Annotated in this window: 17 protein-coding genes; 6 read left to right on the plus strand and 11 right to left on the minus strand. The window is 55.1% G+C overall.

Translation table 11 applies throughout. The annotated features are described in order from the left end of the window. Positions 1–85: 85 nt before the first annotated feature. A complete protein-coding gene (locus tag HBA49_RS08855) occupies positions 86–3,067 on the minus strand; it encodes a UPF0182 family protein (protein WP_005524595.1) in 2,982 nt (993 codons plus the stop codon). 140 nt (positions 3,068–3,207) lie between these two features. Between HBA49_RS08855 and HBA49_RS08860 the strand changes: the two genes are divergently transcribed. After that, positions 3,208–3,720, plus strand: coding sequence for a PPA1309 family protein (locus HBA49_RS08860; protein ID WP_040431399.1), 513 nt, complete (start codon positions 3,208–3,210; stop codon positions 3,718–3,720). Between the two features lie 26 nt (positions 3,721–3,746). Beyond that, positions 3,747–4,424 (plus strand): hypothetical protein, encoded by a 678-nt coding sequence (locus HBA49_RS13015; RefSeq protein WP_005524472.1) that lies wholly within the window; start codon positions 3,747–3,749, stop codon positions 4,422–4,424. On the opposite strand, the gene HBA49_RS08870 is transcribed toward HBA49_RS13015, so the two are convergent. Continuing rightward, positions 4,425–5,477, minus strand: coding sequence for a YlbL family protein (locus tag HBA49_RS08870; protein WP_005524235.1), 1,053 nt, complete (start codon positions 5,475–5,477; stop codon positions 4,425–4,427). Between the two features lie 169 nt (positions 5,478–5,646). Between HBA49_RS08870 and HBA49_RS08875 the strand changes: the two genes are divergently transcribed. Then, complete coding sequence (locus HBA49_RS08875; RefSeq protein WP_005524455.1) at positions 5,647–7,047, plus strand: zinc-dependent metalloprotease; 1,401 nt, start codon at positions 5,647–5,649, stop codon at positions 7,045–7,047. Positions 7,048–7,054: 7 nt separating this feature from the next. Here the strand turns inward: HBA49_RS08875 and HBA49_RS08880 are convergent, their stop codons facing one another. Continuing rightward, positions 7,055–7,576, minus strand: a complete 522-nt coding sequence (locus HBA49_RS08880) for a M48 metallopeptidase family protein (protein ID WP_005524083.1) — start codon at positions 7,574–7,576, stop codon at positions 7,055–7,057. Between the two features lie 34 nt (positions 7,577–7,610). On the opposite strand from HBA49_RS08880, the gene HBA49_RS08885 reads away from it, so the two are divergent. Further along, positions 7,611–8,597: a hypothetical protein gene (locus HBA49_RS08885; protein WP_005524698.1), complete on the plus strand. Its 987-nt coding sequence runs from the start codon at positions 7,611–7,613 to the stop codon at positions 8,595–8,597. 21 nt (positions 8,598–8,618) lie between these two features. Here HBA49_RS08885 and HBA49_RS08890 read toward each other — a convergent pair whose 3' ends face one another. From HBA49_RS08890 to HBA49_RS08900, 3 genes are read right to left on the minus strand one after another with little or no spacing between them, the layout of a single operon-like run. Next, a complete protein-coding gene (locus tag HBA49_RS08890) occupies positions 8,619–10,700 on the minus strand; it encodes an ATP-dependent DNA helicase UvrD2 (RefSeq protein ID WP_005524248.1) in 2,082 nt (693 codons plus the stop codon). Continuing rightward, entirely contained in the window at positions 10,697–11,401 is a 705-nt protein-coding gene (locus HBA49_RS08895) for an NAD(+) diphosphatase (protein WP_005523925.1), read from the minus strand. The genes HBA49_RS08890 and HBA49_RS08895 overlap by 4 nt, the downstream gene beginning before the upstream one ends. 2 nt (positions 11,402–11,403) lie before the next feature. After that, positions 11,404–12,492, minus strand: a complete 1,089-nt coding sequence (locus HBA49_RS08900; protein WP_005524525.1) for a potassium channel family protein — start codon at positions 12,490–12,492, stop codon at positions 11,404–11,406. A 1,021-nt stretch (positions 12,493–13,513) separates the two neighbouring features. Here HBA49_RS08900 and HBA49_RS08905 point away from each other — a divergent pair. Further along, positions 13,514–13,786, plus strand: a complete 273-nt coding sequence (locus HBA49_RS08905; protein ID WP_005520106.1) for a hypothetical protein — start codon at positions 13,514–13,516, stop codon at positions 13,784–13,786. Positions 13,787–14,359: 573 nt separating this feature from the next. Here HBA49_RS08905 and HBA49_RS08910 read toward each other — a convergent pair. The 5 genes from HBA49_RS08910 to HBA49_RS08930 form a co-directional block, all read right to left on the minus strand. Beyond that, positions 14,360–17,647 carry an ATP-dependent helicase gene (locus tag HBA49_RS08910; protein WP_005523883.1) on the minus strand — a complete coding sequence of 1,096 codons (3,288 nt, stop codon included), beginning with the start codon at positions 17,645–17,647 and terminating at the stop codon, positions 14,360–14,362. 21 nt (positions 17,648–17,668) lie between these two features. Further along, positions 17,669–20,908 (minus strand): ATP-dependent DNA helicase, encoded by a 3,240-nt coding sequence (locus tag HBA49_RS08915; RefSeq protein ID WP_005524316.1) that lies wholly within the window; start codon positions 20,906–20,908, stop codon positions 17,669–17,671. A gap of 4 nt (positions 20,909–20,912) precedes the next feature. After that, positions 20,913–21,764, minus strand: a complete 852-nt coding sequence (locus HBA49_RS08920) for a TIGR02569 family protein (RefSeq protein ID WP_034995101.1) — start codon at positions 21,762–21,764, stop codon at positions 20,913–20,915. 943 nt (positions 21,765–22,707) lie between these two features. Next, positions 22,708–23,652, minus strand: coding sequence for a DUF3152 domain-containing protein (locus HBA49_RS08925; protein WP_225866111.1), 945 nt, complete (start codon positions 23,650–23,652; stop codon positions 22,708–22,710). A 462-nt stretch (positions 23,653–24,114) separates the two neighbouring features. Next, positions 24,115–24,342: a DUF3107 domain-containing protein gene (locus tag HBA49_RS08930; RefSeq protein ID WP_005524022.1), complete on the minus strand. Its 228-nt coding sequence runs from the start codon at positions 24,340–24,342 to the stop codon at positions 24,115–24,117. Positions 24,343–24,631: 289 nt separating this feature from the next. Here HBA49_RS08930 and HBA49_RS08935 point away from each other — a divergent pair, with 289 nt between their 5' ends. Then, on the plus strand, positions 24,632–26,038 hold the full coding sequence (locus tag HBA49_RS08935; protein WP_370443779.1) for a DEAD/DEAH box helicase: 1,407 nt from the start codon (positions 24,632–24,634) through the stop codon (positions 26,036–26,038). The last annotated feature ends 67 nt before the right edge of the window (positions 26,039–26,105 follow it).

The following is a 26,105-nucleotide window of genomic DNA, read 5'->3' on the forward strand; positions in this document are numbered from 1 at the left end:
TACTAACGTCGACATGAAAGCACAAACCCCCAGCTTAAAACCAATATTTTGGCTTAAGCCGGGGCAGAAACCGCGGGATTATTCCCTACTCTTGTTGCTGCGACTGTTGAGTTTTTTGGTATTCTTCCACGGCACGGTCAAGTTCATCAAGCGCCTTACCGTAGTCTTCGTGGCTACCGTTTCGGGCTTCCTTCACCTTGTTGAGTGCATCATTAATGCCCTTCACCGCTTCGGCCTCATTCGGGGTAGCGGTATTGGGGGTAGGCACCTCGGCGGCTTGTTGCTGGCTATTATTATCGTCTTGGTTCTTGGAGGTTTCCTGCTTCACCTTTTCGATATCTTGCACCTCATCCAAATCCTGGGCGGCACGCGGATCAATACCCACCTGGGCTAACGCCTCGGATACCGTGGCCGCATAACCAACCTGGCCTTTGTAGGAAACCAACACCCGCAGTAGCTTCGGGAATGCTGATTCTTGGCCTTTGCGTTTGGAATAAATCGGCTCCACATAGAGGATCTCTCCCCCGCCAACCGGCAGGGTAAGCAGATTACCGTTCCGCAGATCCGTGGTTTCCTTCCAGAGGGTTTGGTCGCGGGCCACCTGGTCGGAGGAGATCATGGTGTCTTGGGCCTGCTGTGGGCCTTGGGTGAGGGTATCGGTTGGTAGAACCCGCACGGTGATTTTGCCGTAGTTGTCCGGGTCGGAGCTCACCGACATGTGGGCCGCCAAATATTGCCGGTTGAGGCCACGGAATGGCGTAATCAGCTGGAAGGAAGGCTTACCGGTTTCCGGGTCGGCTGCCACCACATAGAAGGGCGGCTGGGCAGCCCGGTTGGCTTCGGCTACTGAGGGGTCGTCAGGCACGGACCAGAATCGGTCGTTTGTGAAGAAGTCCCGGGCATCATTGACGTGGTAGCGGGTGAGAATACCACGCTGCACCTTGAACATGTCCTGCGGATAGCGCAGGTGATCCATGAGTTCCTTGGAAATCTCCCCCTTGGCCTTCACCGTGCCGGGGAACACCCCCATCCAGGCTTTCAACACTGGGTCTTCCTCATCAAACTGGTAGAGGTCCACAGAGCCGTCGTAAGCATCAACCACGGCCTTCACCGAGTTGCGGATATAGCCGATTTCATCGCTGACTAGGGCGCGCTGGGTCGATCCAACGTCGCCAGAGGTGTCATTGGTGGCGGCACTCAGGCTGGTGGGGCTGGCGTACGGGAGACTGTTGAGCGTCGTATAGCCATCAACGATCCACTTGATGCGACCATCAATGACCGCCGGATAGGTTGTGGAATCGGTAGACAACCATGGCGCTACTTTATGCACACGCTGCCGCGGATCACGTTCGAACAGGATTTTGGAATTGCTGTTGACGCGCTCGGAAAGAATAAGGTTCATTTCCTGGTATCGGGCCGCAAACGCGGCACGGTTGAACACATTTCCGATATCAACGCCACCCTTACCCTCATAAGTGTATGTGGAGGAATCGGTGTCGTATTCCACAGAATTGCCGGTTTCGGAGCCCACCACGGCGTAGTCTTTCCCGTCACGGGCGGAAGCGATCAGCGGACCATAGTAGATGCGCGGTTCGTTCACCACGATGCCGAGCTTTTTGGCGTTTTCGTCGGTGGTTTGCAGGTCAGAGACGGTAAACACCGGGTAACCGCCGCGGGCCGATCCCACGTCGCGGGCCACCTCGTCGACCTGGTTGGCGCGGGCCGCCACAAACCCATTGCCGTGGGTGTAAACGGTGTGCCGGTTAATCCAGTTTTTTTGGTTTTCCCGCAACGAATTGGGGTTGATTTCTCGGGCCGCCACCACAAAATCGCGCAGCTCGTTGTCAATGTTATAGCGATCCATCGCCAAGGATTCGGGGAACCCATAGAAGTTTTTCAACTGTTGGAGCTGCGTAAACGTGGGGGAGATAATCTCCGGGTCGAGCAGACGGATGTTCGATACAGTCGCCACATCAGATGCCACTGCTTCTTTTGTTGCCCCCTTGGCCCCCCAATTTTCCTGGTAGGTCACCTTGTCTTCGGTAAGACCGTAGGCGTAGCGCGTGGATTCAATATTGCGGGAAATATATTCGGATTCCTTTTCCGCCCGGTTGGGCTGCACCGAGAACCGTTCCATCATGGCGGGCCATGCATACCCAATCACCATCGAAGACAGCAGCATGAGCACGGTGGTCATAGCGGGAATCCGCAGGTCTTTCAGTACAATAACGCTGAAGAACGATACCGCCACCAGCGCGGCAATAACCATGAGGATGATCTTGGCCGGTAATACCGCCTTAATATCGGTGTAGGAGGCACCATAGAAGGTTTCATCACGACTCATGAGCAGGTCAAACCGGTCAAGCCAATAGCCCACGGATTTGACGATCATCCACAGCCCAGCGGTAACAGCGAGTTGGATGCGCGCATAGCGGGAAATGGAACCACGCTGCCCAGCCGCCTGACTGCCAATTATGATATTTCCCAGCAGATAGTGGCCAATGAGCGCGATGAGGAACGAAATAATGAGCAGGAGTGACAATGTGCTGAGGGTAAGCCGCAGCATGGGCAGCACGAAAGCGTAAAACCCGTAGTCAACACCAAACTGTTGATCGGCCACCCCAAAGTCTTGCCGGTTTAAAAAGAGCTGCACAACCCGCCACGATTGCTGCCCGAAGAATCCGGCAATCACCCCGAAAAGCACGGGGAGGAAACGCATAAGGCGGATGGTGGAGCGCTCTAAATTTTTCCGGTAGGCAATGAGCTGTGGGCTAGAATCAAAAAATCGGGTCTCATCACTCTGCCGCCCCTTTTGGGTGATGGTTGCTGTGATCCACACGGCAGCGGCGGCAATCAAACCAAAGGCAACAAATAATGCAATCCGGGTGAGGATTACCTTGTTAAATACGCTCCGAAAATTTACCTCACCAAACCAGAGCCAGTCGGTATAAAACCCAATAAAAGTAGGGATAATGGTGCCGAGTATGAAAACAGCCAGCACAATGATGGACACAAGTTTGGGTGGTCGACCGATTTGCGGGGCTGATGGTGTTGAGCCAGTAGCCAACGCCAACTCCTTTTCAATAGAAATTAGTCAAATTCGTTAATCTATGTTTCTGATTTCATGATTATTCAACGACTTGTCACAATAACTCCTTACAATACCGCCATTAACCAAGTAAGTACTAAGAAGGGCTACGCCGCGTCATGAACAATAAACCTTACGCAGGGATTTCCCATGAGCTCTCCCCGCAAGCGCTAAACAAAGCCATGTTAGAGGCCGTCGATTTTGTCGACGCCAAAGGTTGGGACGCCCCTCCCACCCTGTTTGGGCTGGTCCCTACCGCACTCATCAGGCTTGCTCACGACGCGCTTGACGACGCCCCGCTGACCCTGGTCGTTCAGGAGTTACCCAGCGACCTCACCCCGGAATCCGAAGAATTAGGCGCCTATATCAGCCGCGTCACCTGGCCTGACGGGGTGGTGGGCGCAATCCTAGCACAAGAAATCCGCTTCCTTGACCCCAACGCCAACGCATCGACACCACTCAGGCCAGCCCGATTATTCTCAGGGGTACTCCGAGACAATATGGCACAACTGACACTGCTGCAACTGCGGCCATCCGAATCGGATCCGCAGGCACCCGATCGTCGTGAGCTCCGGGGCGGGTCGGGTGTCGCAACAGGTGTAATTGCGGCGCTTCAGGCTACGTTTGAGTAGAATAATAGCGCTTGGATATGGAGGTTATGATGGGAAAATATGTCCGGCCATCCCAGATCAATCAGGTCACCCGATGGACTGGTAGGTCATTGGCCGTATTATTCACCACAATTACGTTATCGGCATGCACGAACGGCAATACTGGTACGGGAACCAATATGCCCCCCAGCGTCACGCCGGTAACATCACCACTGGGGTCCTCGCTGCCACGGGATACCAGTGCAACGCCAGCATCATCAACGAAACACACTAAAAACAAATCCGAAAAATCCGGGGAACCAGACGAAACCGTGGCAGAGGCCCGGAAGACATTTGGTTCGCTAGCACCCTCATCGCTCTTTGACAAGTTCGAAGTCTGCACCCCTAATGGTGTGGAAGGATCCCTGGCCTGCTCCGGGAAGGAAGTGGGGCAATTCCAATTCTTCGCATCGGATTCCAAAGCAGCATCATCAACGCAACTATTGACGGGACTGCGGAACTCCCGGGTGATTAAAGACACCGGAAAACTTGTGGTGGGCTGGTCAACCCTGGGCAGCACCGCAGTCATCACGGTCGTGGATAACGAAAAAGGCCTGGTGATGCAGCAAATGGTGTCAACAGATACCGTGGATCCAACAAAACGGATCTACCAATTAGGATTGGCGGACGAATCCGAAACTTCGGAAGTCATGGAAACCACCGAGGAAGAGCAGCCCGAACAGTGATTATTCACAAAGATGAAGGTCTTTCCCGGCCGCATAATTATCCATTTGGGTAACGGCATCCTCCAGGGTGGCGACGGAAACAATTTTCATAGCACCAAAATCCTTACCTCGAAGGTCGGCACAATTATCCTTGGGGGCGAGAAATAATTCCGCGTTATCATCGGCGGCGGCCCGGGCCTTATGTTCAATGCCGCCAATATGTCCCACGTTTCCGTCGTCGTCAATGGTGCCGGTACCCACCACATATTTTCCATGGTTCAATTGGCCCGGGGACAGCTTGTCAATGACCGCAAGCGCAAACATCATGCCGGCGGATGGCCCACCCACATCCTCAAGGTTATATTTCACAGTAATATCCCCGGTCGGAACGGTAGTCATGCTAATACCGAGGAAGGGCAGTTTTTTATCGCTCGGATGTTCGGCAAGAGTAATGGTTTTTTCCTCGGTAGTGCCCTGGTGGCGAACCGTAACGGTAATGTCATCACCCGGCTTTTTACTGCGCACAATCTTTTGGGCATGGCCCCCACTATCGACCTTTTCCCCAGCAATACTGACGATGCGGTCTCCCGCCGAGAGGGAACCGTCGGCAGGCGAACCAGCAACAACCTCCGCAATCTCCACCTCTAACGGTTTTTTGAGATACCGCAATGCCGCGGTCGTCGCCGAAGATTCGGACGACAAAAACGCCTGCTGATTCAGCTGGTTCACCTCCTCCTCAGTCTTATTTTGGGGTATGACCTGGTCAATGGGCACCAAATTATCGCTCGTGAGCAGCCACCGGCTAATCGCCTGAACCAGCGTCATATTGGTACGAACAGACACGGTAGTCATATTGAGGTTACCGCTGGTGTGATCAACATCGGTGCCAGTGATCTGTACAACATCCACATCATTGACTTTGCCCAATGTGTTAAACATGGGCCCCGGCCCCTCAGCCGCATACGGTACGGTCAGCGCTATATTTGTGCCGGGAATATGGTCCAAATTCACCAAAGCAGCCAAGGCAAAAACCGGAATAGCACCAAAGGTAAGGGTTGTAAAACGTCGATTCACGGTACTTAAGCGTACCGCAGAGATTTGACAAAACTAGGTATCCCACTAGCCCTCAACAGTATGTGTTTTCAACTGCAATGCTCCCCATCACGTGTGGTAGCTCACGTGTTCGCTATAAGCGTTGTGGTTTTATGGCATTTTCGTGGTAACAGTAGGTAGCGTGTGAGGCATGGCGAATAGTAATTTTGGTTTTAATTTTGGTTTCGGCAAACGCGACGACGGCAACGATGATAATAACGACTTTAACGGGGGCATAGGAGACTTCCTTAATGATCTCGGACAAATGCTGTCCGGTTTAGGCTCATCAATGAATAGCTCTGACGGGGAATCCGTCAACTATTCCATGACGGAGCGCATTGCCCGGCAACAAATCGGCGCCCAAGACCGCCCCATAACCAACACCGACCAGCAGCAAGTACAAGATGCGGTACGGATCGTAGAATTATGGCTTGACGACGCCACCTACCTGCCGGCATCGGAAAATAAAGTCGTCGCCTGGAATGCCACCGACTGGCTCACCAATACCCTACCAGCGTGGAAACGCATGATTAATCCAGTAGTCGCCCAAATGAATGAAGCACGGTTAAGCGGACTACCGGAGGAAGTGCGCGATGCCATTGGGCCAATCCTTGGCATATTTAGCTCAATGTCCTCGGCAAACTTCGGGGCACAATTAGGCAACGCCCTGGGTGATTTAGCCACCCAATCCCTATCCGGCTCCGACTTCGGAATCCAAGTAGCCCCCGAACACACCACCGCACTCCTACCGCACTCCGTCAACCACATCGCCCGCGAAATAGCGGTATCGCCCCAAGACGTGCTCATGTATCTAGCGGCACGAGAAGCCGCCCGGCAACGACTCTTCCGGCATGTGCACTGGCTCAGCGAACGCCTTGTCTCCTCCGTGGAGGAATACGCGGCCGGCCTGGAATTGGATAACTCCGCCATGGAAGAAGCCATGCGAAACATCAACCTTGAGTCGCAAGACCCGGCAGCAATCCAAGACGCCCTCAACCAAATGCAGGGCATGGATCTAGAACCAAAAATCCGGTCCCGCAACACCGGCGCCACAACCCGGCTGGAAACCCTCTTAGCCTTGGTCGAAGGCTGGGTGGAACTCGTGGTCACAAACGCGCTCGGCGACCGGGTGCCGGCCACGGCAGCACTCAACGAAGCATGGCAACGCCGCCGACGCACTGGTGGCTCCGCCGAAAAAGCATTCGCCTCAGTGGTCGGCATTGAATTCGCCGCCCCGAAAGTAAGCGAAGCGAAAGAACTATGGAAACGGGTGACCGTGGCCGTCGGCGAGGAACGCCGCGATAAAGTATGGGATCACCCCGATTTCCTGCCGCTCGCCGAACACCTGGACAATTCCGCCGAGTTCATCGACTCCCTGCTTGACGACGCCGACACCGCCAACTTCGACCCCATCGCTGAAATCACCGCCCTGGAAGAAATGCTGGCCCAAAAATCCGAGGAGGAACAAGCCGAACAGAAAGAATGGCCCAAGCCAAAGGATCAAAAACCCGAGGACAACCAGGACAAGAAATCGGACGATTCCGACAAATAACTCCTCATTATTCCTCGGCAACAGTCATCCGGCCCCACGCCTCCAAAAACCCCTTGGCCCGTTCAGCGTAGGGCGCTTTGTCCGCCCACGACCAAAAATCGGCGGAATGCCCATCGTGGATAAACGTGTGGGTGAGCTCATGCACCAACACCGAATCCAACACATAATCGGGTACGTTCCGCAACCGGTGGGAAATCCGAATGTCCCCCGTGGCCGGTGAACACGAACCCCACCGCTGACTCTGGTTCGTGACCCATCTGACGCTACCGATGGTGGCTTGACCATCAAGAACCGTCCGGTTCAGCACCTGGGCACGCCGGGTCAGATCGGCATCAGTCCGGGCGGTGGCGGTGGTTTTTCGATTGATCTTTGCAACAATGTCATCAACAAGCTGCGCTTCCTCGTGCGGCAATAGGTTCGCTGGAACGCGCACCTGAATGCGCCCATCAACGATTCGGCCGGCAGCAGTGCGGGTGCGGCGGGCGGAACGAATGATCTCAATATCAAACGTGTTTGGTACGGCAGCCATGGTGTCTCATTCTAATTCATGACATGGTAGAACCATGCCGGGGAAAACCAATATTCACCACCCATTACCCAACCCTGCGGCGCTTCCCGGCATCGACCCGCCCAGCCTTGACCTTGCCGAGCCACAGGAACCCGACACGGCCCCACTCACCGCTGGTGAAATACTCAAAGCCGCCCCGGCGCGACATGGTGACAAGCACCTGGTGGTATTGAGCCCCAGCGCACATATTATTCGCCGACCAAACGTGGGTATTCAATGCGGTGCTGATGCCACAACCGCTGGGGTGTTTGAGGTTCAGGGGCCGCCGCAGCGCCTGCTTGTGCCGATTCTCATGTCGTGCATTAATCCGGTCAGCGTGGATGTTTTGCACCGTCGGGTGGAGATGACGGGTCTTTCCGCAATCAAAGCCCGCCTGCTCATTGATGATTTACTGAATCATGGTGTGCTGGTGCCGTTCGAACACATGGTTGTTGCGGTGATTGGCAGGTGTTCGCTTGCGGCAACGGTTATTCGCCTGTTGGGGGAGCTTGGTGTGGTGGTGCGGCAACCGCGACGGGGCGAGTCTGAGGAGCGGTTTCTTGCCCAAATCCCTAAGGAGTTGTTGGTGATTCCGGTGGGCAAGGTCGGGTATGGCAAAAGCATTTGCCGCAGATTGGGCAGGTGGGATGATGTGATTCCCGCTACCATTATTGATTCTTCTGGGGTTATTGGGCCGATTCGGGTGCGGGGTGAGGGGGCGTGTTTGCAGTGTGCCGAGTTGTATCGGATTTCTGCGGATCCGCAGTGGCGGACTGTTACTAAGGATTTGCCGCTGAATCCTCGGCATAATCCAGTTGTGGAGTATGCGACGGCCGCCCGGGTGGCGGCATTGTTGATGCCGCGGTATCCGGCGCCGGGGGTGGTGAATGCGTCGTATGCGCCGGGGGTGTGTATTGAGGTGAATCCGTTTGTTGGTACTGCGGTGGAGACTGTTGTTCGGACGCATCCGATTTGCCCGGTGTGTTGGGAGAATCGGTCATGATGCGAACGTGTTCGTTGTTGGTTATTCCTCATCGTCGTCGAGGAATTGGGCGACGGTTTCTAGTAGGTCTTGCCCGTAGCGTTCGACTTTGACTTGACCAATGCCGTTGATTTTGAGTAGTTCGGCGGTGTTGGTGGGGAGGGCTTCGGCGATGGCTTGGAGGGTGGCGTCGGAGAACACGATGTAGGCGGGGATGTTGTTGGTTTTTGCCACGCCGGCCCGCCAGACGCGGAGGGTTTCGAAGATTTGTGGGTCCGCGTCGGAGGGGCAGTTGTTGCATCTTCCGAGGATTCTTTCGGGTGTGTCGACGAGTGGGCTGCCGCAGACTTTGCATCGGGCGGGGCGTCGGTGTCGTTTGGCTGGTTTAGCGGTGGTGATTTTGTTGGTTTCGGGGATGATGTCGTCGAGGAAGCGGGTGCGTTTGCGGCTGTGTCGGCCGCCTTCTTGGCGGGCTGCCGACCAGGAGTGGAAGAGGTGTTTTCGTGCCCGGGTGACGCCGACGTAGAAGAGTCGTCGTTCTTCTTCGATGGCGGTTACGCCGGCTTTGATGGCGTGGGTGATGGGGAGGCTGCCGTCTGTGAGGCCGACTAGGAACACGGCGTCCCATTCCAGGCCTTTGGCCGCGTGGAGGGATGCGAGGGTGACGCCTTGCATGGTGGGGGGGTGTTTATTGGTGTCGCGTTGGTGGAGTTGATGTAGGAGCCCAATGAGGTTGAGGTCGGGGGTGGCTTTGCCTAGTTCTTTGCTGAGTTCGACGAGTGCTTGGAGGCTTTGCCAGCGTTCGCGGGCTTGGGCGCCTTCGGGTTCTTGGGGGGTGAGGCCGATGGGGGCGAGGGCGGATTCGACGAGTTCGTGTATGCGGGGGCCGATGAGGTCAGGTGGTTGGTGTTCTTCCCGCTGTGAGAGTCGAATGAGTGTGCTAATTGCTTGGCGGATTTCTGGCCGTTTGAAGAATTCTTCGCCGCCCCGCACTTGGTAGACGATGCCGGCGTCGGCGAGGGCTTGTTCGAATGGGGCGGATTGGGCGTTGATGCGGTAGAGGACCGCAATTTCGGCCGGGGGTACTCCCTGTTCGATGAGGTTTTTGATGTGTCCGGCGACGGCTCGGGCTTCGGCGGGTTCGTCGTCATAGCCGGCGAAGACGGGTGCTGGGCCGGCGGGGAGCATGCCGCGGAGTTGGAGTTTTGTGCCGGAAACCCGGCCGGTTGCTTGGCTGATGATGGTGTTGGCTAGATCGGTGATTTGCGGTGTGGATCGGTAGTCACGTTGCAGCTTTACGACGGTGGCGTGTGGGTAGGTGCGGGAGAAGTCGAGGAGGAATTCGGGGCTGGCGCCGGTGAAGGAGTAGATGGTTTGGTTTGCGTCGCCGACGACGGTGATGTCGTCCCGGTTGCCCAGCCATGCGGAGAGGACTCGTTGTTGGAGGGGGGTGACGTCTTGGTATTCGTCGACGACGAAGGTGCAGTATTGGGCCCGGAATTCTTCGGCGATGGCGGTGGAGTTTTCGATGGCCCCGGCAACGTGGAGGAGGAGGTCGTCGAAGTCGAGGAGCATGACATCTGGGTTGATTTTGGCGTCTTCGTAGCGTTGGTAGATTTGGGCGACGATGGGTGCTGGTTGTGGGGTGTGGCGGTGAGCGGTTTCGGCCACGTATTGTTCGGGGCTGATGAGCCGGGATTTGGCCCATTCGATTTCGCTGAGGATATCGCGTACGTTTTCGACTGAGGAGTCGATGCCGAGGCTACGGGCTGCCCGGCCTACGAGCGGGAATTTGTTGTCCAAGAGTTGCCAGGAGAGGTTGCCGGCGACCTGGGGCCAGAAATAGGCGAGTTGGCGCATAGCAGCAGCGTGGAAGGTGCGGGCTTGGACGCCGCCGATGCCCATGAGTCGGAGGCGGTGAGCCATTTCGCCGGCGGCGCGTTTGGTGAAGGTGACCGCCATGACCCGGTTGCCCCCCACGAATCCTTGGTCGATCAGGTGTGCGATTCTATAGGTGATGGTGCGGGTTTTGCCGGTGCCGGCACCGGCAAGAATGGCCACGGGGCCGCGGGGGGCGGTGGCTGCTTGTTGTTGGTCCGCGTCTAGGTCGCCAAGATTTATCACTGGTGTAACCATTCATGAATAAGATTTGCCGCTAGGGAACCGGGGCCGGGAAGCGGCAGCGTGTTGTTGAGCAGCTCGTCACGGGTCACCCACCGGGTTTCGGAGAGTTCCCCGTCGGTGGGCATGGTTGGGTGTTCATCGTCGGTGGTGGCGGTAAAGCCCACCATGATAGAACCGGAGTAGGGCCATGGTTGGCTGCGTTGGTAGCGCAGTTCGTAGATGGTGCGTCCGGTTTCTTCTTGGGCTTCCCGCTGCATGGCGGCTTCAAGGGTTTCGCCTAGGTCGACGTATCCGGCTATGAGGGAATAGTGCGGGTGGTTGACGTTTTTCCCCAGGAGTATTCGCTCCGTGCCTGCCAGGGTGATGAGCCCGATGACTGCGGGGTTGATGCGTGGAAATACTTGGACCGTTCCCTGGTCGTGTTCGACGGTGGCCGCGCCGTGTTCGTCGAAAAGCAGTGGGCGGCCAGTCAGCGGGTCGAAGCGGGTGGTTTCTCGATAGTTCAATACCGCTAGGGCGGTGAGGGCCTGGGGGTCCGTGGTCCGCTGTATATGCGTTCCACCTGCTAGCTTCTGCAGCGAGTCAGAGGTGATCCGCTGCACTCCCCCACCACCTGGTAATGGGTAGATTGGGGCACCCGGGAGGGCGTCGACAAGCGTGGGGATGGTGCGGCCCACAGAATCAAAAACAAAAACTTGCATGACTAGTCATCCTCTGTGTCGTCGCTAAACACGCGGCGGACATACAGCAGCCGATCCCCTGGCTCTACCGTCTCTGCCTCTAACGAATCGATGCGGTAAAGCTCGCCAGAGCGCACCACCCCCAGGACAATATCCGCCAGATGGCGGGGGTTCGCCCCCACCTCATCGTCGGCGATGGGCCGCTCCGCAATGGAAAAGCCTTCGTCGGGCGACAATAAATCCTCCATCATTTCCACCACCGATGGTGTTACTGTCGCCAACCCCAGCATGCGGCCGGCGGTCTCCGATGAAATCACCACGGAATCCGCCCCCGACTGCTCCAATAAGTGTTGGTTTTCTGACTCCCGCACGCTCACCACAATCCATGCGCTCGGCGCTAGTTCCCGAACCGACAAGGTGACTAGCACTGCTGTGTCATCGATGCTTGGTGCAACCACCACGGCTTTTGCCTTACCCACTCCGGCAAGTTTCAGAATATTCGACTGGGTTCCCGAACCATTCACCGTGACCAAGCCCTGCGCCTCGGCCACCTCCAACACACGGGAATCTTTGTCAACGACCACGATATCTTTCGGTGACGTGCCATCAGCCAATAATGCCGCCACCGCAGACCTGCCTTTCGTGCCGTAACCAATAATGATCGTATGATTACGCATTCTCTTCCTCCAATGTTGAATCTGCCATGCCTTACGGGATTCTTCGGTCAACACCGATAGTGTGGTACCGACCAGTAGAATCACGAATCCTAACCGCAACGGTGTGACCACAAACAGGTTAATCAACCGAGCTAGCTGCGTCACCGGCACAATATCGCCATAACCCGTAGTTGATAGCGTCACGCCAGCGTAATACAACGCATCAATAAATGATAGTTTTTCGGAGTAACCATCTTTCTCCATATAGGCAACCAATGCCACCATGATGATGAGTACCAATGCGATCCCCACGCGACGCACAATCAGCTCAATGGGGCTGACCTGAACGTTCACTGGAATTCGGATGATATTGATTAATGCATGCTGGGGAATATCAGGGTTACTGGCTTCATTACTCAACCGACCCGAACGGTCGGGGGGATACCTACTCGGCATAACGCTCTGCTCCTCGGACGTCCTTATGAACCATGAACACCATAATGCTTCAGGATAGTCTGTTTCGACCGGTTTCCCAGAAGCCCCAAAACTCATTCTTGGTATCACACAAATCACATGGCTAACCATGATTATTCCTATAATTATGCCTATGACCACGACGTCTATTTGACGGCCAGTTGACGGTAACCTGACAGTAGCCCGACGATGACAGGCCCAAAGCTCCACTTCCCAAAACGGAAAATAGCTGAGCTGGTTTCAACGTAACTCGCGCATTAATAGTGGAGCTTTAGCACATTGTGAGTGGGAGCTTGACTTGAGCTCATAACCGCAATACCAGCACAGTAGCAGTACTGCAGTAACACAGATTCTTGACGCACATTCGCTGGTCTATTCACCGCTATTTTTTACATATGTAAGCCGTATCGAATGGCCTAGATATCAGAGATATGTGTTCTTGACCTGAGTCATTTTGTTTATATGGCGTGAACCTATTGAATGCGGGTTGTTTTTCATGGCTTTACCCCCTTGGTATCTTTTGTGAAAATCAACCTATATAATTGGAAGCAATTTTAAATCAGGTTTTGATTTCTCTAAAAACTTGCACGAATCGTGTGAGCAAATGAGGGATCAAATAGTACTCTACGTTTATAAATACGAAAATATGAAAGATAATATTTCCATGCCTATTGGTTATTGCCGATTTCCATACCGCAAGAAAATTTACTAATCATACCCCAACATTAGGGGCCAGAAAATCAACAGGCAAGAGATTCTATCAATACATTTTAGCGATAACAACAACGTTCGCACTGTTAAAACTAAGGAAAAGATGTGGTTCTAGCAAATTAATCAGGAAAAGAAGCCATCAAGGTTTTATCAATCTTAAGTCTGATGAAAATAGTTCGCCGCCTGGGGCACCACTAGTCCAAGATGCTGGCGACTATTGGCCACCATACCGCAGGGAATGCGCTGGTAACAACCGAAATAACTAACGATTTCACGATTGAGGTCTTCCATCATGGAAAAGTCAAAAGTCTATAAAGTAGTCTGGATCTTATTGCTATCAACAATGTTCACCATTGATTCTGCCCTGTTTGGAAATGATCATGTTCCTTACTGGGCATATCTCATCAAATTCGTCGTGATGGCATCACTGCTTACGCTAGGACAAAAAGCAATGTCGTCTGGTGATGCGGAAACGGTGAAAGACAAGCAACGATCCCTGCTTCTCTTGTCTGCAGTATCGGCAGGTATCATCTGCATGATGGTCATTTGGATCCGATTCACCTAGAAACTCATTTTTTTCGGGATTATCCCGCAAGTACCTTACTTGACACCCACAACCATCTCGTGGGTGTGAAGGCCACCGAAACCCATTACGCGCCTTGGCGTATCTTCGCCATAAAATCGGCACGAAGGGTTTTGGGAAAAGCCCGATTTGACCGCAAATCTACCGGATTTCTATTGACCCAAATCAGTGCCCGCGGGCAAAAGCTCCACTTCCGCATCGCGCCGCACTAAGCACAAAGACCAACCAGATGCAGAAAAGAGAAGTGGAGCTTGAAAAGTCAACACCGGTACTCACTCCGCCCATGGCTTTCCATGCTGATCCGAATCCCCGTCACGCATCATTTCATACCCCTCCGTAACTGCCTTGGTAGCGGAGATGATCAAAGTGGTCAAAGCTCCACTTCCAACAGGATGGTAGCCAGATGGCACTATCATGTTTCCAAAGTGGAGCTTTTGCCCGTGTGGGGTCTACCTAACCAGGCTTTGACCAAGTGAAGAACACCACCCCACTAAGAGCATAGATAACCCCACGTGACCCAGGCACCGCGCCGCCGGGACCCCGCCTGATACTCAATCACTCAATAGGCTGTGCCGCTAATCGCAGCGTTTCCGCAATTTCCCGCTCGCTGGGCAAATTATCGGCACTGGACAGCTTGTCGTAACGCACATAATAAAACGAGGCGTGAATCTCATCTGGATCAATCCCCTGTAATTGCGCCCAGGCAATCCGGTACACCGCCAACTGCATCATCAAATACCGCATATCGGCCCGGCTGGGTAATTGTCCCGTCTTCCAGTCAACAATATGCCAACCAGATTCATCACGGAACACGGCATCCATGCGGCCCCGGATCACAATCCCATCAATTGACACCTCGAAGGGTTGCTCGACAAACATGGGGGTGCGGTCGGCAAACTGGCCCGCCACAAACTTGTCTTTCAACTCTTGAAGCTGGCCTGGTGTGATTTCTTCATCCATGCCAGGTAATTCCGACTCATCAAGAAGCGTTGGTGCCCCAAATCGTTGTTCCAACCAACTGTGAAACTCGGTGCCACGCTTCGCATACCGATTGGGTTTAAACGGCACCGGACGACGCTGCCGACGGGCAAACTGCTCTGGGTTTTGCTTCAACGCCACAATATCCGTGGCCGTAAGCTCGGGAGATAATTCCACTTCCACAATGTCTGATTGCAACCGCTGATATTCCTCAATGAGCGCGGTCACATCCTTCTCCCACAGCTGAAACAAGTCATTGTCCTGGTTGAACGCTATGGGATCACCCACCGACTGCTGTGCTATCGCCTTCCGCACCAAATCCGCCCCAGTGAGCAGGTCAACGGTTTTGGTGGGTTTCGGAAACATCCCGGTGGGCGATTGTTGCACCTCACTCGGCTCATCACTGGTATCCGTGGCAGCAGCCTCAGCCGGATCGTGCCATGCCACGATGCTGTCCGTCGATGCATTCCGCTTTATCAACAAAAAATTGCTGCACGGCTCGGTGTCACGCTCATTATCATCCAACGCGGAAGCGGTCACAATGAGCCGCTGAGCCGCCCGGGTAACAGCCACATAAAATAAGCGGGTGCTTTCCTCTGACAACGACTGCCGAAACTCTTCTATGTGGGCTGCGCACTCGGCCTCTAATTGCGCCCGGTTTTCCAGCCACGATGTGTCTAGCACCGGGGACCCCACCGTATCCCCCGACTCTGCGGCATCACCCCGCAACGTCGACGGCACCATGGCCGGATTCGTCAACCATGTACTCGCCCGCGTCTTGTCGTAATCCCTATTGTTGGCGTGCAGCACACACACAGTATTCCATTCCAGGCCTTTCGCCTTATGCACGGTGAGGATCTGCACCCTATCATTCCGCACCTGCACCTCGCCCAATTCCAGGCCGGATTCCTGACACCGAGCCTCCGTGAAATAGTCAAGAAGCTGCGACAACGTGGTATTAGGGATGGTGGCAAAATTCGCCACCTCCTGATGTAACTTGTCCAAATGAATGGTCCCCACCGCGCCATCGAGACGTGGGTTTTCCCGACTCAACACCTCGGTGCGAATCCCCATGACCCGCTCAATTTCGGCAAAAAGATCCGGGAGGCTACTGCCAGCGGCAACAGTCTGCCGCAGCCTGCGTAATTGGGAACTCAATCGGCCCAAACGCCGATACCCTTCCTCACTATATTTTTCCGGCTCCCCCAAATCGGCAATGGCATCCGTGAGCCCCACAATGTTTTCGGCATCCGCGGCAAGGACCTCGGCGATTTCCTCCCCCAACTTGACGGCCGGGTCCACAGAATCCGTGGCCTTCCCGCTGGTGGCCCGACCGGATAGTTCCCCGGCGCGGCGGGCAAGCGCCTGTATGTCCCGCACGCCCAAGCCCACGGCCGGACCTCCAAGGATGCGTAGGGCCGCGGCGGAATCGGTGGGGCGAATCAGCATTGTTGCTACTGCCACCATGTCGGCGACTTCGGGAACATCGAGAAGACCATTGATGCCCACGATTTCATAGGGGATGCCGCGGCGTTGAAACTCTTTGGCGATGGGACCCGTGTGAGCGTTTTGCCGCACAAGAACGGCGGCAGTAAACGGCTTGGCGGTATCACGGTTGTTGTAAAGTTCGGCCAGGGTGTCGGCGACGAATTCCCGCTCGTCGGCAATCGTGGGAAAGTACCCGAGTTGGATGTCACCTGCCACCGCGGACGGTGGTGAGCTCAGCGGTTGCACGGGTCGGTTTGGGTCGCTCGGGGCACCAAGTACAGTCGTCGCAACCGCGTTGGCGAGATGCAACACCTCGGGTGGGTTGCGGAAACTGATGGTCAGCTCGTTTTTCACCGCAGGCTCTTGAGGATCGATAGCGAAGTCGGTAACGAACCGGTTGAGGTTCGCCGCGGTAGCGCCTCGCCAACCATAAATTGATTGCATGGGGTCCCCCACAGCGGTCACCGCGCCCCCGGCGAATAAACTGCGGAGAAGCATTCGTTGGGCGTGGCTGGTGTCCTGGTATTCGTCCAACATAACAACCTTGTAGCGGTTTCGCAGCACCTTGCCGACGCTGGGGTTTTCCACGGCAAGCCGGGCGGCAAGGGACATTTGCTCCCCAAAGGTGACAAGGTTTTCGTCCTTGAGCCGATCCTTCAGCTTGGTGACCAGCGGCAGCAACTCGATGCGGTGAAATTGGGTTTCTTGCCATCCCAGGATTTTTTGGTTGGGTTTTTTCCGTTGTCGTTTCGCCGGTGGCAATTCCTCGCACAATTGTGCGAATAGCAGGCTTTCGATTTTGAGTTCCCGCTCGTCCACCATATGGTTGTCAAGCTCCGCGGTGAGCGTGAGTAGCGTATCGACGACGTGACCGGTTGTGTGCCGCATGGACAATTCACCCTCATACTCATTCACCACCTGGACGGCAATACGGTACAGTTCGGTCTGGCTGATGATGCGGGAGCTGGGTTCCACCGGCAACAACAGCCCAAATTCCCCAACAAGCTTCCCCGCAAATGCGTCATAGGTGGACGTCGTAGGGCCTGCGGAACGCAGTCGATTAGCGAGCCGTCCCGAAGGATCAAGCGCTGCAATGTCGGGGATACCAGCAAGCTGCCCCAGCCGATCATTGATGCGCTTCCCCAGCTGCTGCGCGGCCTTCCGGGTGAAGGTGAGGCCCAACACTTGGTCGGGGTTTATGAGGCCATTGGCCACAAGCCACACCACCCGGGCCGCCATGGTTTCGGTTTTACCAGCGCCGGCACCGGCCACCACCAGCATGGGGCCAAGATCGGCTTGTATTACGGTCGCTTGTTGCTCCGTCGGGGGGTATTTTTGCCCCAGCAGCCTGGAGAGTTCGATGGGATCAATGAGCACGAAACCAAGGGTATCACTGGCCTATGACACGTTGGTGGTGGGTTCGGTCGTCCATTTCCCGGTATCGAAAACGGGGCAAATAGGTTTCAGCTTGCAGGTAGCACACCGTGGGTTTCGTTGCGCCTGCAACTCTGGTCCCCGTAATGCCTGCAGTAAGTCGGGAAGTTGGTCTTCAAACTCGGCCAGCTGCTCCTCGGTTTTCGCGGCCTGGGTGATGGACCAAATATTTTTGGTGTCCTTTTCCGGGTAGACCAGGGTAGCACCGTCAACGGTCATGCCCGACTCTGTGGAGCGGGCAGTTCGAATCTTTGTGCCGTCGAAAACACCATGGTGCAGGATCAACTGGTAAGTGAGTAACTGGATATGATCGGCTATCGTTTTTTCCGAGGGGTGATTGGTCCCCGATTTGAAATCAACGATGTGATAGTCGCCATCCATGGTTTTTTCCAGACGGTCAATGCGGCCTCTCAGCTTCATGCCTTCGGCAATGGTGACTTCAGCCTCTACCTCCACACCCACCTGTTCGAATATGTGCCGGTGAGTCTCGATCCACATTTTGGTGCGATCCAACACGGTACGCCACGTGTCGAGCCGATGGGATCGCAACCAGATTGGGGCTGCGAGGATCTCCTGGTAGGCATCCATAATCTTTAGCCTGGCCACATCCGAATCAACGTTTAACGCCACAGCCTCGGCGAAAGCGTGCAATAGCCTACCTCGCAATAACGGGAAGACGAGTTCTTCCTCCGTGAAGATTCGGGACATAGTCGCCCGCAGCGGGCACGCCATACCCGCCTCAATCCTCGACGGCGATAACGAACTCACCGGCAACGACCTTGTGGTGCTAGGGCCGGCAATCCCCCACCACTGATCCGGATGGGCGCCGGGGACACCAGCCTCGGCGAGGCGGGCCAACTGCCGAGCAGCCTGGTTTCGAGCTCGCTGCGTCTCATCAGGGTTGGTGACCACACGCCGCAACTCCGCTACAATCGCAGGCGCGGACAACAGCCGGGTATAGGTGAGCGGATTATCCACATCGATCTGTTGCTCCCCAACCACGCGCTCCTGCGGCTCCCATGGATCCTCGGGGGAATCTGGTTGCATATAGTCCCGCACAAACCGGGACGGCTCCTGCGGCTCGGCGGCATCCGGGTCGTCGACAGCAGTGATAATGAGCGTGTTCGTGGCCCGACTTGTTGCCATGTGAAACAGCCGCCGCTCCTCCCGCAGCTGTTCCGTTACCCGCGCAATGGTGGTGCCGGGCGCAATGCCGTCGTCAATAAGGTCGACCAGTTCTTCCTGACCAAACAGCGTGCCCGTTTCGCTTAACGACGGCCAACTGTCCTCCTGCACCCCACAAATAATCACAGTATGCCACTCCTGACCACTAGTAGCGTGGGCCGTCACAATGTTGACCGCATCCGGGACCACCAGTCGCCGATCTCGCACACCAGTGGGCAATTCCTGCTCCTCGATGTGGGTGATAAACGCATCAATAGTGGAATTAGGTCGACGCTCCACCCAGTCGCCTGCGGCGTCGAAAAGCGCCATGACCGCATCCAAGTCACGATCGGCTTGGGAGCCGGCGGCACCACCACGCATGCTCACCGCCGACAAGTGCTTATCCAGGTTGGTGGCAGACCAGATCTCCCACAACACTTCCTCCACGCTGCCGCCTTGCCTGCCTGCGGCGATAACCTGGCGAATGCGGCCTAAAATATCCTGCTCCCGATCCGTGAGGACCTGCTCCACCTCGGCGACCAAACCGGGATCCGGCTCGGGTTCGAGCACCAGTTCGGATAGGACTTCCAGGGATCGGCGGGTAGGCGTCTGAAACGCAGCAGCCACGGCACCGGTGCGCCGAAGCTCCACCTGACGCAACCCCCGCAACAGGCGTCGTAAGGTAACAGCATCGGCGCCGCCGATAGGGCCCAGCGCAAGCTCTTCCAACTCGGCCAGCGTCAAACCGTGGTGAACTGCACGCACCGCCAAAATCAGGGCGGATACGATGCGTTGCTGGCTGAGCACGATATCCGTCGGGTCGATGTGTACCGGAACCCCGGCGGCCAGAAGCGCGCGGCGAATCGGGGTAATCATGCCCACAGACCGCACAACCACGGCGATGTCCCGCCACTGCACATCATCAATCAGGCGGGCGCGCCGAATCCGATCCGCAACAAATTCGAACATGTTTCCGGTCGAATCAGCCCGGTGGAAGTGCACACCGGGCGCGCCGGGGCGAGCCTGTACCCGGTACGACGTGTGTAACCGCAGCTCATGATCCACCGGGTGGTGCTGTAAAAATTGAGGTCGGGCGCCACGGAATCGGAATACCGACTGGTCAGGGTCGCCGGCGATCACCGCGAAATTTGCCTGGTCTATGAAGCGAGCCACGAGTTCCGCGGACTTGGGGTCAAGGTGCTGCGCGTCATCCACAATCACGGTGGAATAGGAAATCTCCGGCGGTACGTCGTGTTCCAAGGCCATGGATACGAGTTCCGAAGCACTCAAGGAATGCGTGCCGCCCAGGGACATAACCTGCTCGTATTCCCGGAGGAACTTGCCCGCAGCCACCCACATTGGTCGATGATGTTCCTCCCCCAAGCGTTCGAGGTCTTCAGGGCCAAGCCCGCGTTCCACGGTCCGCAGCAGAAAGTCACGCAACCCCCGGGCGAACCCCACCATGACGATGCCGTCCCGGCACTCCTCCGGCCAGATAGTGATCGGCACCTGAGGCCCCTGCTCTTGCTGTCCCTCCCCGGTGAGCTCGCTATGGCCTTGAAGTAATTCCCGAATCACGGCATCCTGCTCAGCGCCGGTAATCAGCCGGAGTTTCTCGTCCCGCATGCGCCGAAGCAGGGCGAAAGCCAGGGAGTGCACCGACCGGACCATGGTGCCAGCCGATTTATAGTGTGAGGTAGCGACGCGCGCCACAATGCCTCTACGTAACCGCGATGCGGCCTGCTTCGACGCCGCCACAATGAGAATCCGTTCCGGGTCCTCCCCTGCCTCAATTCGACGCGCAACCGTATCCAATAACAAGCTAGTAACCCCGGAACCGGCTGGTCCGGTCAACCGCCATGTGCCGCGTTCCGCGTGGTAAAGGTCATTATCCCAATCCCGGCGCGGATTCTCGGCGTGGCGACGCACCAGCCGAACCGTGAGTTTGGGGGTTTCCATTTTTCCCGGGATTGGCGGCTGGGACTCGGCGGCTTGGTCTGTGGAAGAGTGCGTGGGGTCGGTGAGGTCAGGGGAAGTCATAACTTTAGATTGTGCCATGTCGTTGCGACATGTATGCCATGATGGTGTGGCACACCAGACCTAGATTAGTACCTGAGTTCGAAGAGGCACCGGGGTGTAGGGCATGAACATAGAGTCGGTAAAGCAGTCCTCGCAATATGAGCTGTTCCAATGCCGCCACGTGTCGGAATCGTTCAATCACACTCACATCTACCACGTTCATCAGTAACGCATCAACCAATGCCAGTGCTGCCGTATAGCCATAAGGGTGGGCTACCCCCACCACATCGGTTACCGCCGGCATGCGATCCCCGGCATATACCGTGGTGGCAAACATGTCCGCGTGTGTTACCTGATTCGGCAGCGCATTATTATTGATGTCTACCAGGGGTTGCATCAGTTTACGAATCTGTGGCATCCATTCCGCCACCGTCTCATGGGTTGGGTCTTTGGGGTCTAACACCACTAGATCATGTTCCTCCCGCCAGGCCGCATGATCTGCTACTGAAAATATGTCCTTCCGATCAATCAGGTGAAAGCTGTCAGGAATAGTTATTTGAGCCAGCGCCTTGTCTAGCCGCAGGGCTGCCGCAATGGTTTCGTCCCCCCGCCACCCTAATTCTCCCGGCACGAAAACGGATGCCCGCCACCCAGCATTGATAAATCGACCATCGGTAGTGCGCACCGGGGCTACGATGCGTACCCCATCAACCTTCAGGTTTTCCCGTAACCGCGATGACCAGGCGGCACGATCCGGGTGGATGACCGGGATTAACACTATATTTTGTACTAACCAACCATAATCCCAGGGCGATCCCAGTCGTTTTGCCGAAGAGGTAGCGTCCACATGAAAGGAATCACGAACATGATCGGGCAATGCTGCGGGATCGCGGGAGAGGAAACCGCCGTGCGCTGCTCCACTGCAGGTTGATACCCCAGGTGTTTGGTGTTGCGGTTCACGGTAATTGGTATTGGTGATGAGTTCTAATTGGGGTCGTGTGTGTGGTGTTAGGGGTTGGGGAGGGTGAGGGTGATGATCGTTGTATGTCATGGTGTAAGCATAAGGCCCAGTACCATAAAAACCCGGCTTTAGCAGCGCAATGTCGGAAAGAAGTTCTGGTTGGCGACACAGGAATGAGGGTTTTCGCTATAAAAATATGGTCGCCATATTTGTGGGTTATGAAGTTGGGCTCATGATGCCCTAGCGTAAACCCATCGGTTGACAGTTTTGCGGGTCTTCCAATGTTCGAACCCGAATCTGATGAAGGAATAAGGCGATGTGGTGAATGCTAGCCGTCCAGCGATCATGCAGTGGCTGGTGAATGCGCCGGTAAGTGCCTAGCTGGTGACGGGTCATGGTGGTAGTAGCTGCGGCATTGGCTAAGCGGTAACCCGGCGGTAAAGGTGAAAGCTCCACTTCCACCGCAATCTGGTCATAGACCTACAGCATCGTCCAAAAGTGGAGCTTTCACCCTGCGGGCTTCATGGGTTTCTTGCCAAAATCGCCAACCAGAGGCATCGACGCAGGCCTTTTATTAGCGTCAAAGCTCCGATTTCGTACCGGAAGGCCCCGGAATCTCTTGTCTGAGTTGGAAGTGGAGCTTTGGAAAACTCTTGGCCCCCGAAAAACCGTGGAGAATGCATGAGCTGTCTCGGCGATCCCTCGTTATGTCCTGTTATGTCCTGGGCCAATGGCATACCGCCCATCCCGCCCCGACCGAAAGCTCCACTTCTGCCGAGCAATCAGAGTCGACGAGGACTTCATAAAGATGCGGAGGCAGAAGTGGAGCTTTCATGCATGGCGTGCCGTAGCGGAACCATTATTGTTGCGGGTATGGCCAGGGATTGGTCACGCACACCAGGCCATCGTCCTTGTACACCTCTTGCGAGTCGATCTTATAAAGCTCCGTATTGCTCACGCTCAGGGTCTGTTGCATCATGATTGGTGCCGGTTTCCCTTGGCCCCCACAGGGCTCGTGGTTGGCATACCCAATTCCGTGACCCACCTCATGGTTAAGTAGGTATTGCCGATAGCTGCCCAAATCTCCCTGGAACGTGGTGGCGCCCCGCACCCATCGGGACTCGTTAATCACCACCCGATTCCCTTCGGAGGAGAAACATGATGTTTCCATGGCAATATCGGTGCCACAGTTTTTATGGGTGGTCTCTACGCTGGTCAGTTGGATCCGTAAATCCGGCTTTAAATCCGATGTTTCAGAAATGTGTTCGAAGCGAAAATCCTTGTCATGAGTCCAGCCTTTCACATTAGTCAAGGTGGCATCAACCATGGTGGCGAAGGCATCATCACCACCATAGGCCGCCGTGTCTACCCCGTTTTCCACCTCGATCACATATTTGAAGGTTTTCTTCTTTCCTTCACCGGACTGCGCCCCAGGAGTACCCACAACCCGATAGGTACCGTCCCCAGTCAGGGTGAAGTTTCCGCCGGCCGGCAATTCCGTAGGCGGCAGCTTTGGGAAGGGAGTTTTCGCTGGATCGGGTCCTTCCTTCCCTGTGGGTTTAGCTGTTTGGGTTGCCACAGCTCGACCAACTGTATCGAGCTGTTCCTGACTGCTTGATGAAGAGGCAACATCAATGAGTACCCAAGCAGTAACGATCGTCAATAGCGGGATTGCGTAAGCTCGCCAACCATAGGCTGACACGAATTTTTTAATCACCTGAATGATCGAACTGTTCTTCAGACGTTGCCCAAGAGTCCCCGCAGAATTAGGCCTAGAGTTATTGGCACGCTGACCCCGCGGCATTCGGCCCGGGGCAGCACCATTTGATGACGATCGTTCTGATGTGGTGGCGCCACGTCGGGAAGACCTTCCTGGCGCGGCATGATTCATGGGATTCGCCACCCCGGATTGCCCGTGTCGACCCTGCTGCCTAGGACGCGTCCTGTCGTCACCGTTATCTCGCCGTGCCTGAGTAGCGACATACGCTCTGTCTTCATACTGTTCGCCACCATAATGACCATTGTTGTAGTGGCCATCACCATAACGATTGTCGTCATAGTTACCGTACTGGTCGTACTCGTAGCCGGTGTAGTCGTCGTAATGATCGTAATCAGCGTCGTCGTCGAATTGGTTTCGTGTATTCACAGCTGGGTGCCTAATTCTTGCGGGATAACATGGGAAATAGCAGGTAAGGTAGTGGACACGGTAGAACGTGCGGGTCGACGCACCCGTAAAATGGATGCGCCTTTGAGGTTGGTTGAGCCGTTAGGCCCCAGCAAACCCAACCTGACGGGTGGTGGCAGAGCCGATTTCAACATAGGCGATACGCTCATTGCGCACGAGGTATCGACTGCCTTTGTCGTCCTCTAGTTCCAGTACCCCCTTACTGTTATTGAGAGCCGCCGCGATTTTAGTGGACATAAGCTCGCGGGATTCTGTAGAGGTGATGACCAATTCCCTAGGGGAATCGGAAAAACCAATTTTGATATCCATGTTATTTCTCCTGATTATGGTGAGATTATTTTATGGTTATTGTGTGTCTTATGCCTATGATGGCAACAGCACACACGTTTTAATAATTTTAAACGCACCTTATTTTAGACTCACGCGGTAAAAGTCTTGAATACCCATACCAATATAGAGTCTAAAAAATTTAGATAACCTCAATAAAAGAACATTTGTTACTAGTATATGCGCATGTAATCCCTAATTTTTACCGGTTATTTATTGCAGAATCAAGTGTGACACTGAATATTTATCTGTTTCGGCTAGACTTGTGAAGGTGTCTTCCAACAAAGATCAGCCCACATTTTTCGAGCTCGGAGTGGCGATAGAAATCACCAATGCGCTGGCGCAACAAGGGATTATTCATACCTTCGCTATCCAAGAACAAACACTACCCATTGCGCTTGATGGCCGGGATATTATCGGCCAGGCACGCACTGGCATGGGAAAAACCTATGGTTTCGGAATTCCCCTGCTAGATAGGGTTTTTGATGCTGCTGATATTGCGGAATTAGATGGCACCCCCCGTGCCCTTGTGGTTACCCCCACTCGGGAGTTAGCGATCCAGGTCAGCACTGATCTGACCAAAGCCGCCATGTTTACCCCCATTCGCGTAACCACTGTATATGGTGGCCGCCCTATCGACGAGCAACGAGCTGTGCTTGACGACGGTGTAGATGTCGTGGTCGGCACCCCTGGGAGGCTCTTGGACCTGCATAAGCGGGGAATATTGCGTCTCGATCATGTGGCTATCCTCGTGTTGGATGAGGCTGATGAAATGTTGGATTTAGGCTTCTTTCCGGACGTCGAAAAGCTGCTGGCAGCACTGACACATCGACATCAGACCATGCTGTTTTCCGCGACCATGCCGGGGCCGGTGTTGACGTTGGCGCGGGAGTTCTTGCACCAGCCAGTGCATATTCGGGCGGAAAATGTGGATGCACCGCAGACGCATACCACCACTAATCAGGTGGTATTCCAGTCGCATCACTTGGATAAAAAGGCGACATGTGCCAAGATTCTTCAAGCCAATAATCGGGGAAAAACCATTATTTTTGCCCGAACAAAGCGCAGTGCCGCTGATCTTGCCACCGACTTGGCAAAGCGAGGGTTTTCCGTGGGGGCGGTGCATGGGGATCTGGGTCAGGCAGCCCGGGAAACGTCCCTGAATGCATTCCGGGCCAATCGGGTTGACATCTTGGTGGCCACTGATGTCGCCGCCCGCGGCATTGATGTTGATGATGTGACTCATGTGATTAATTTTCAGACCCCGGATGACCCAATGACCTATGTCCATCGCATCGGACGCACCGGTAGAGCTGGCCATTCCGGAACAGCGGTCACGTTAGTTGGTTATGATGAGCTGCAAAAATGGCGAATTATTAATGATGAGCTGCAATTAGATAACCCCGAACCACCACCATGGTTTAGCACTTCTCCAGAATTATTTAGCGCCCTCGACATTCCTGAAGACGCAACGGATACAATCGGGGCGAGCAAGCGTGTTTACGGGCTCGGCCCTGGGGCCGGTTTAGCTAAACCGCGAGGTGCCCGCAATGCACGAGGCGCCCAGAGCGGTCGAAACCAGCGTTCTGGTGATTCCCGTCGTACTCACGGATCCCGGTCGTATAATAACCATTCCCACAATAATTCCCGTGGTAATTCCCGCACCACCAGGAGGTAATGACACCGATGCCGACCGAGGTTCTATCCAATGATTCCATACCACCGCAATCATCCGAAGCCATAAC

Origin of the sequence: Corynebacterium matruchotii (assembly GCF_011612265.2) — a bacterium.
GTDB lineage: Bacteria > Actinomycetota > Actinomycetes > Mycobacteriales > Mycobacteriaceae > Corynebacterium > Corynebacterium matruchotii.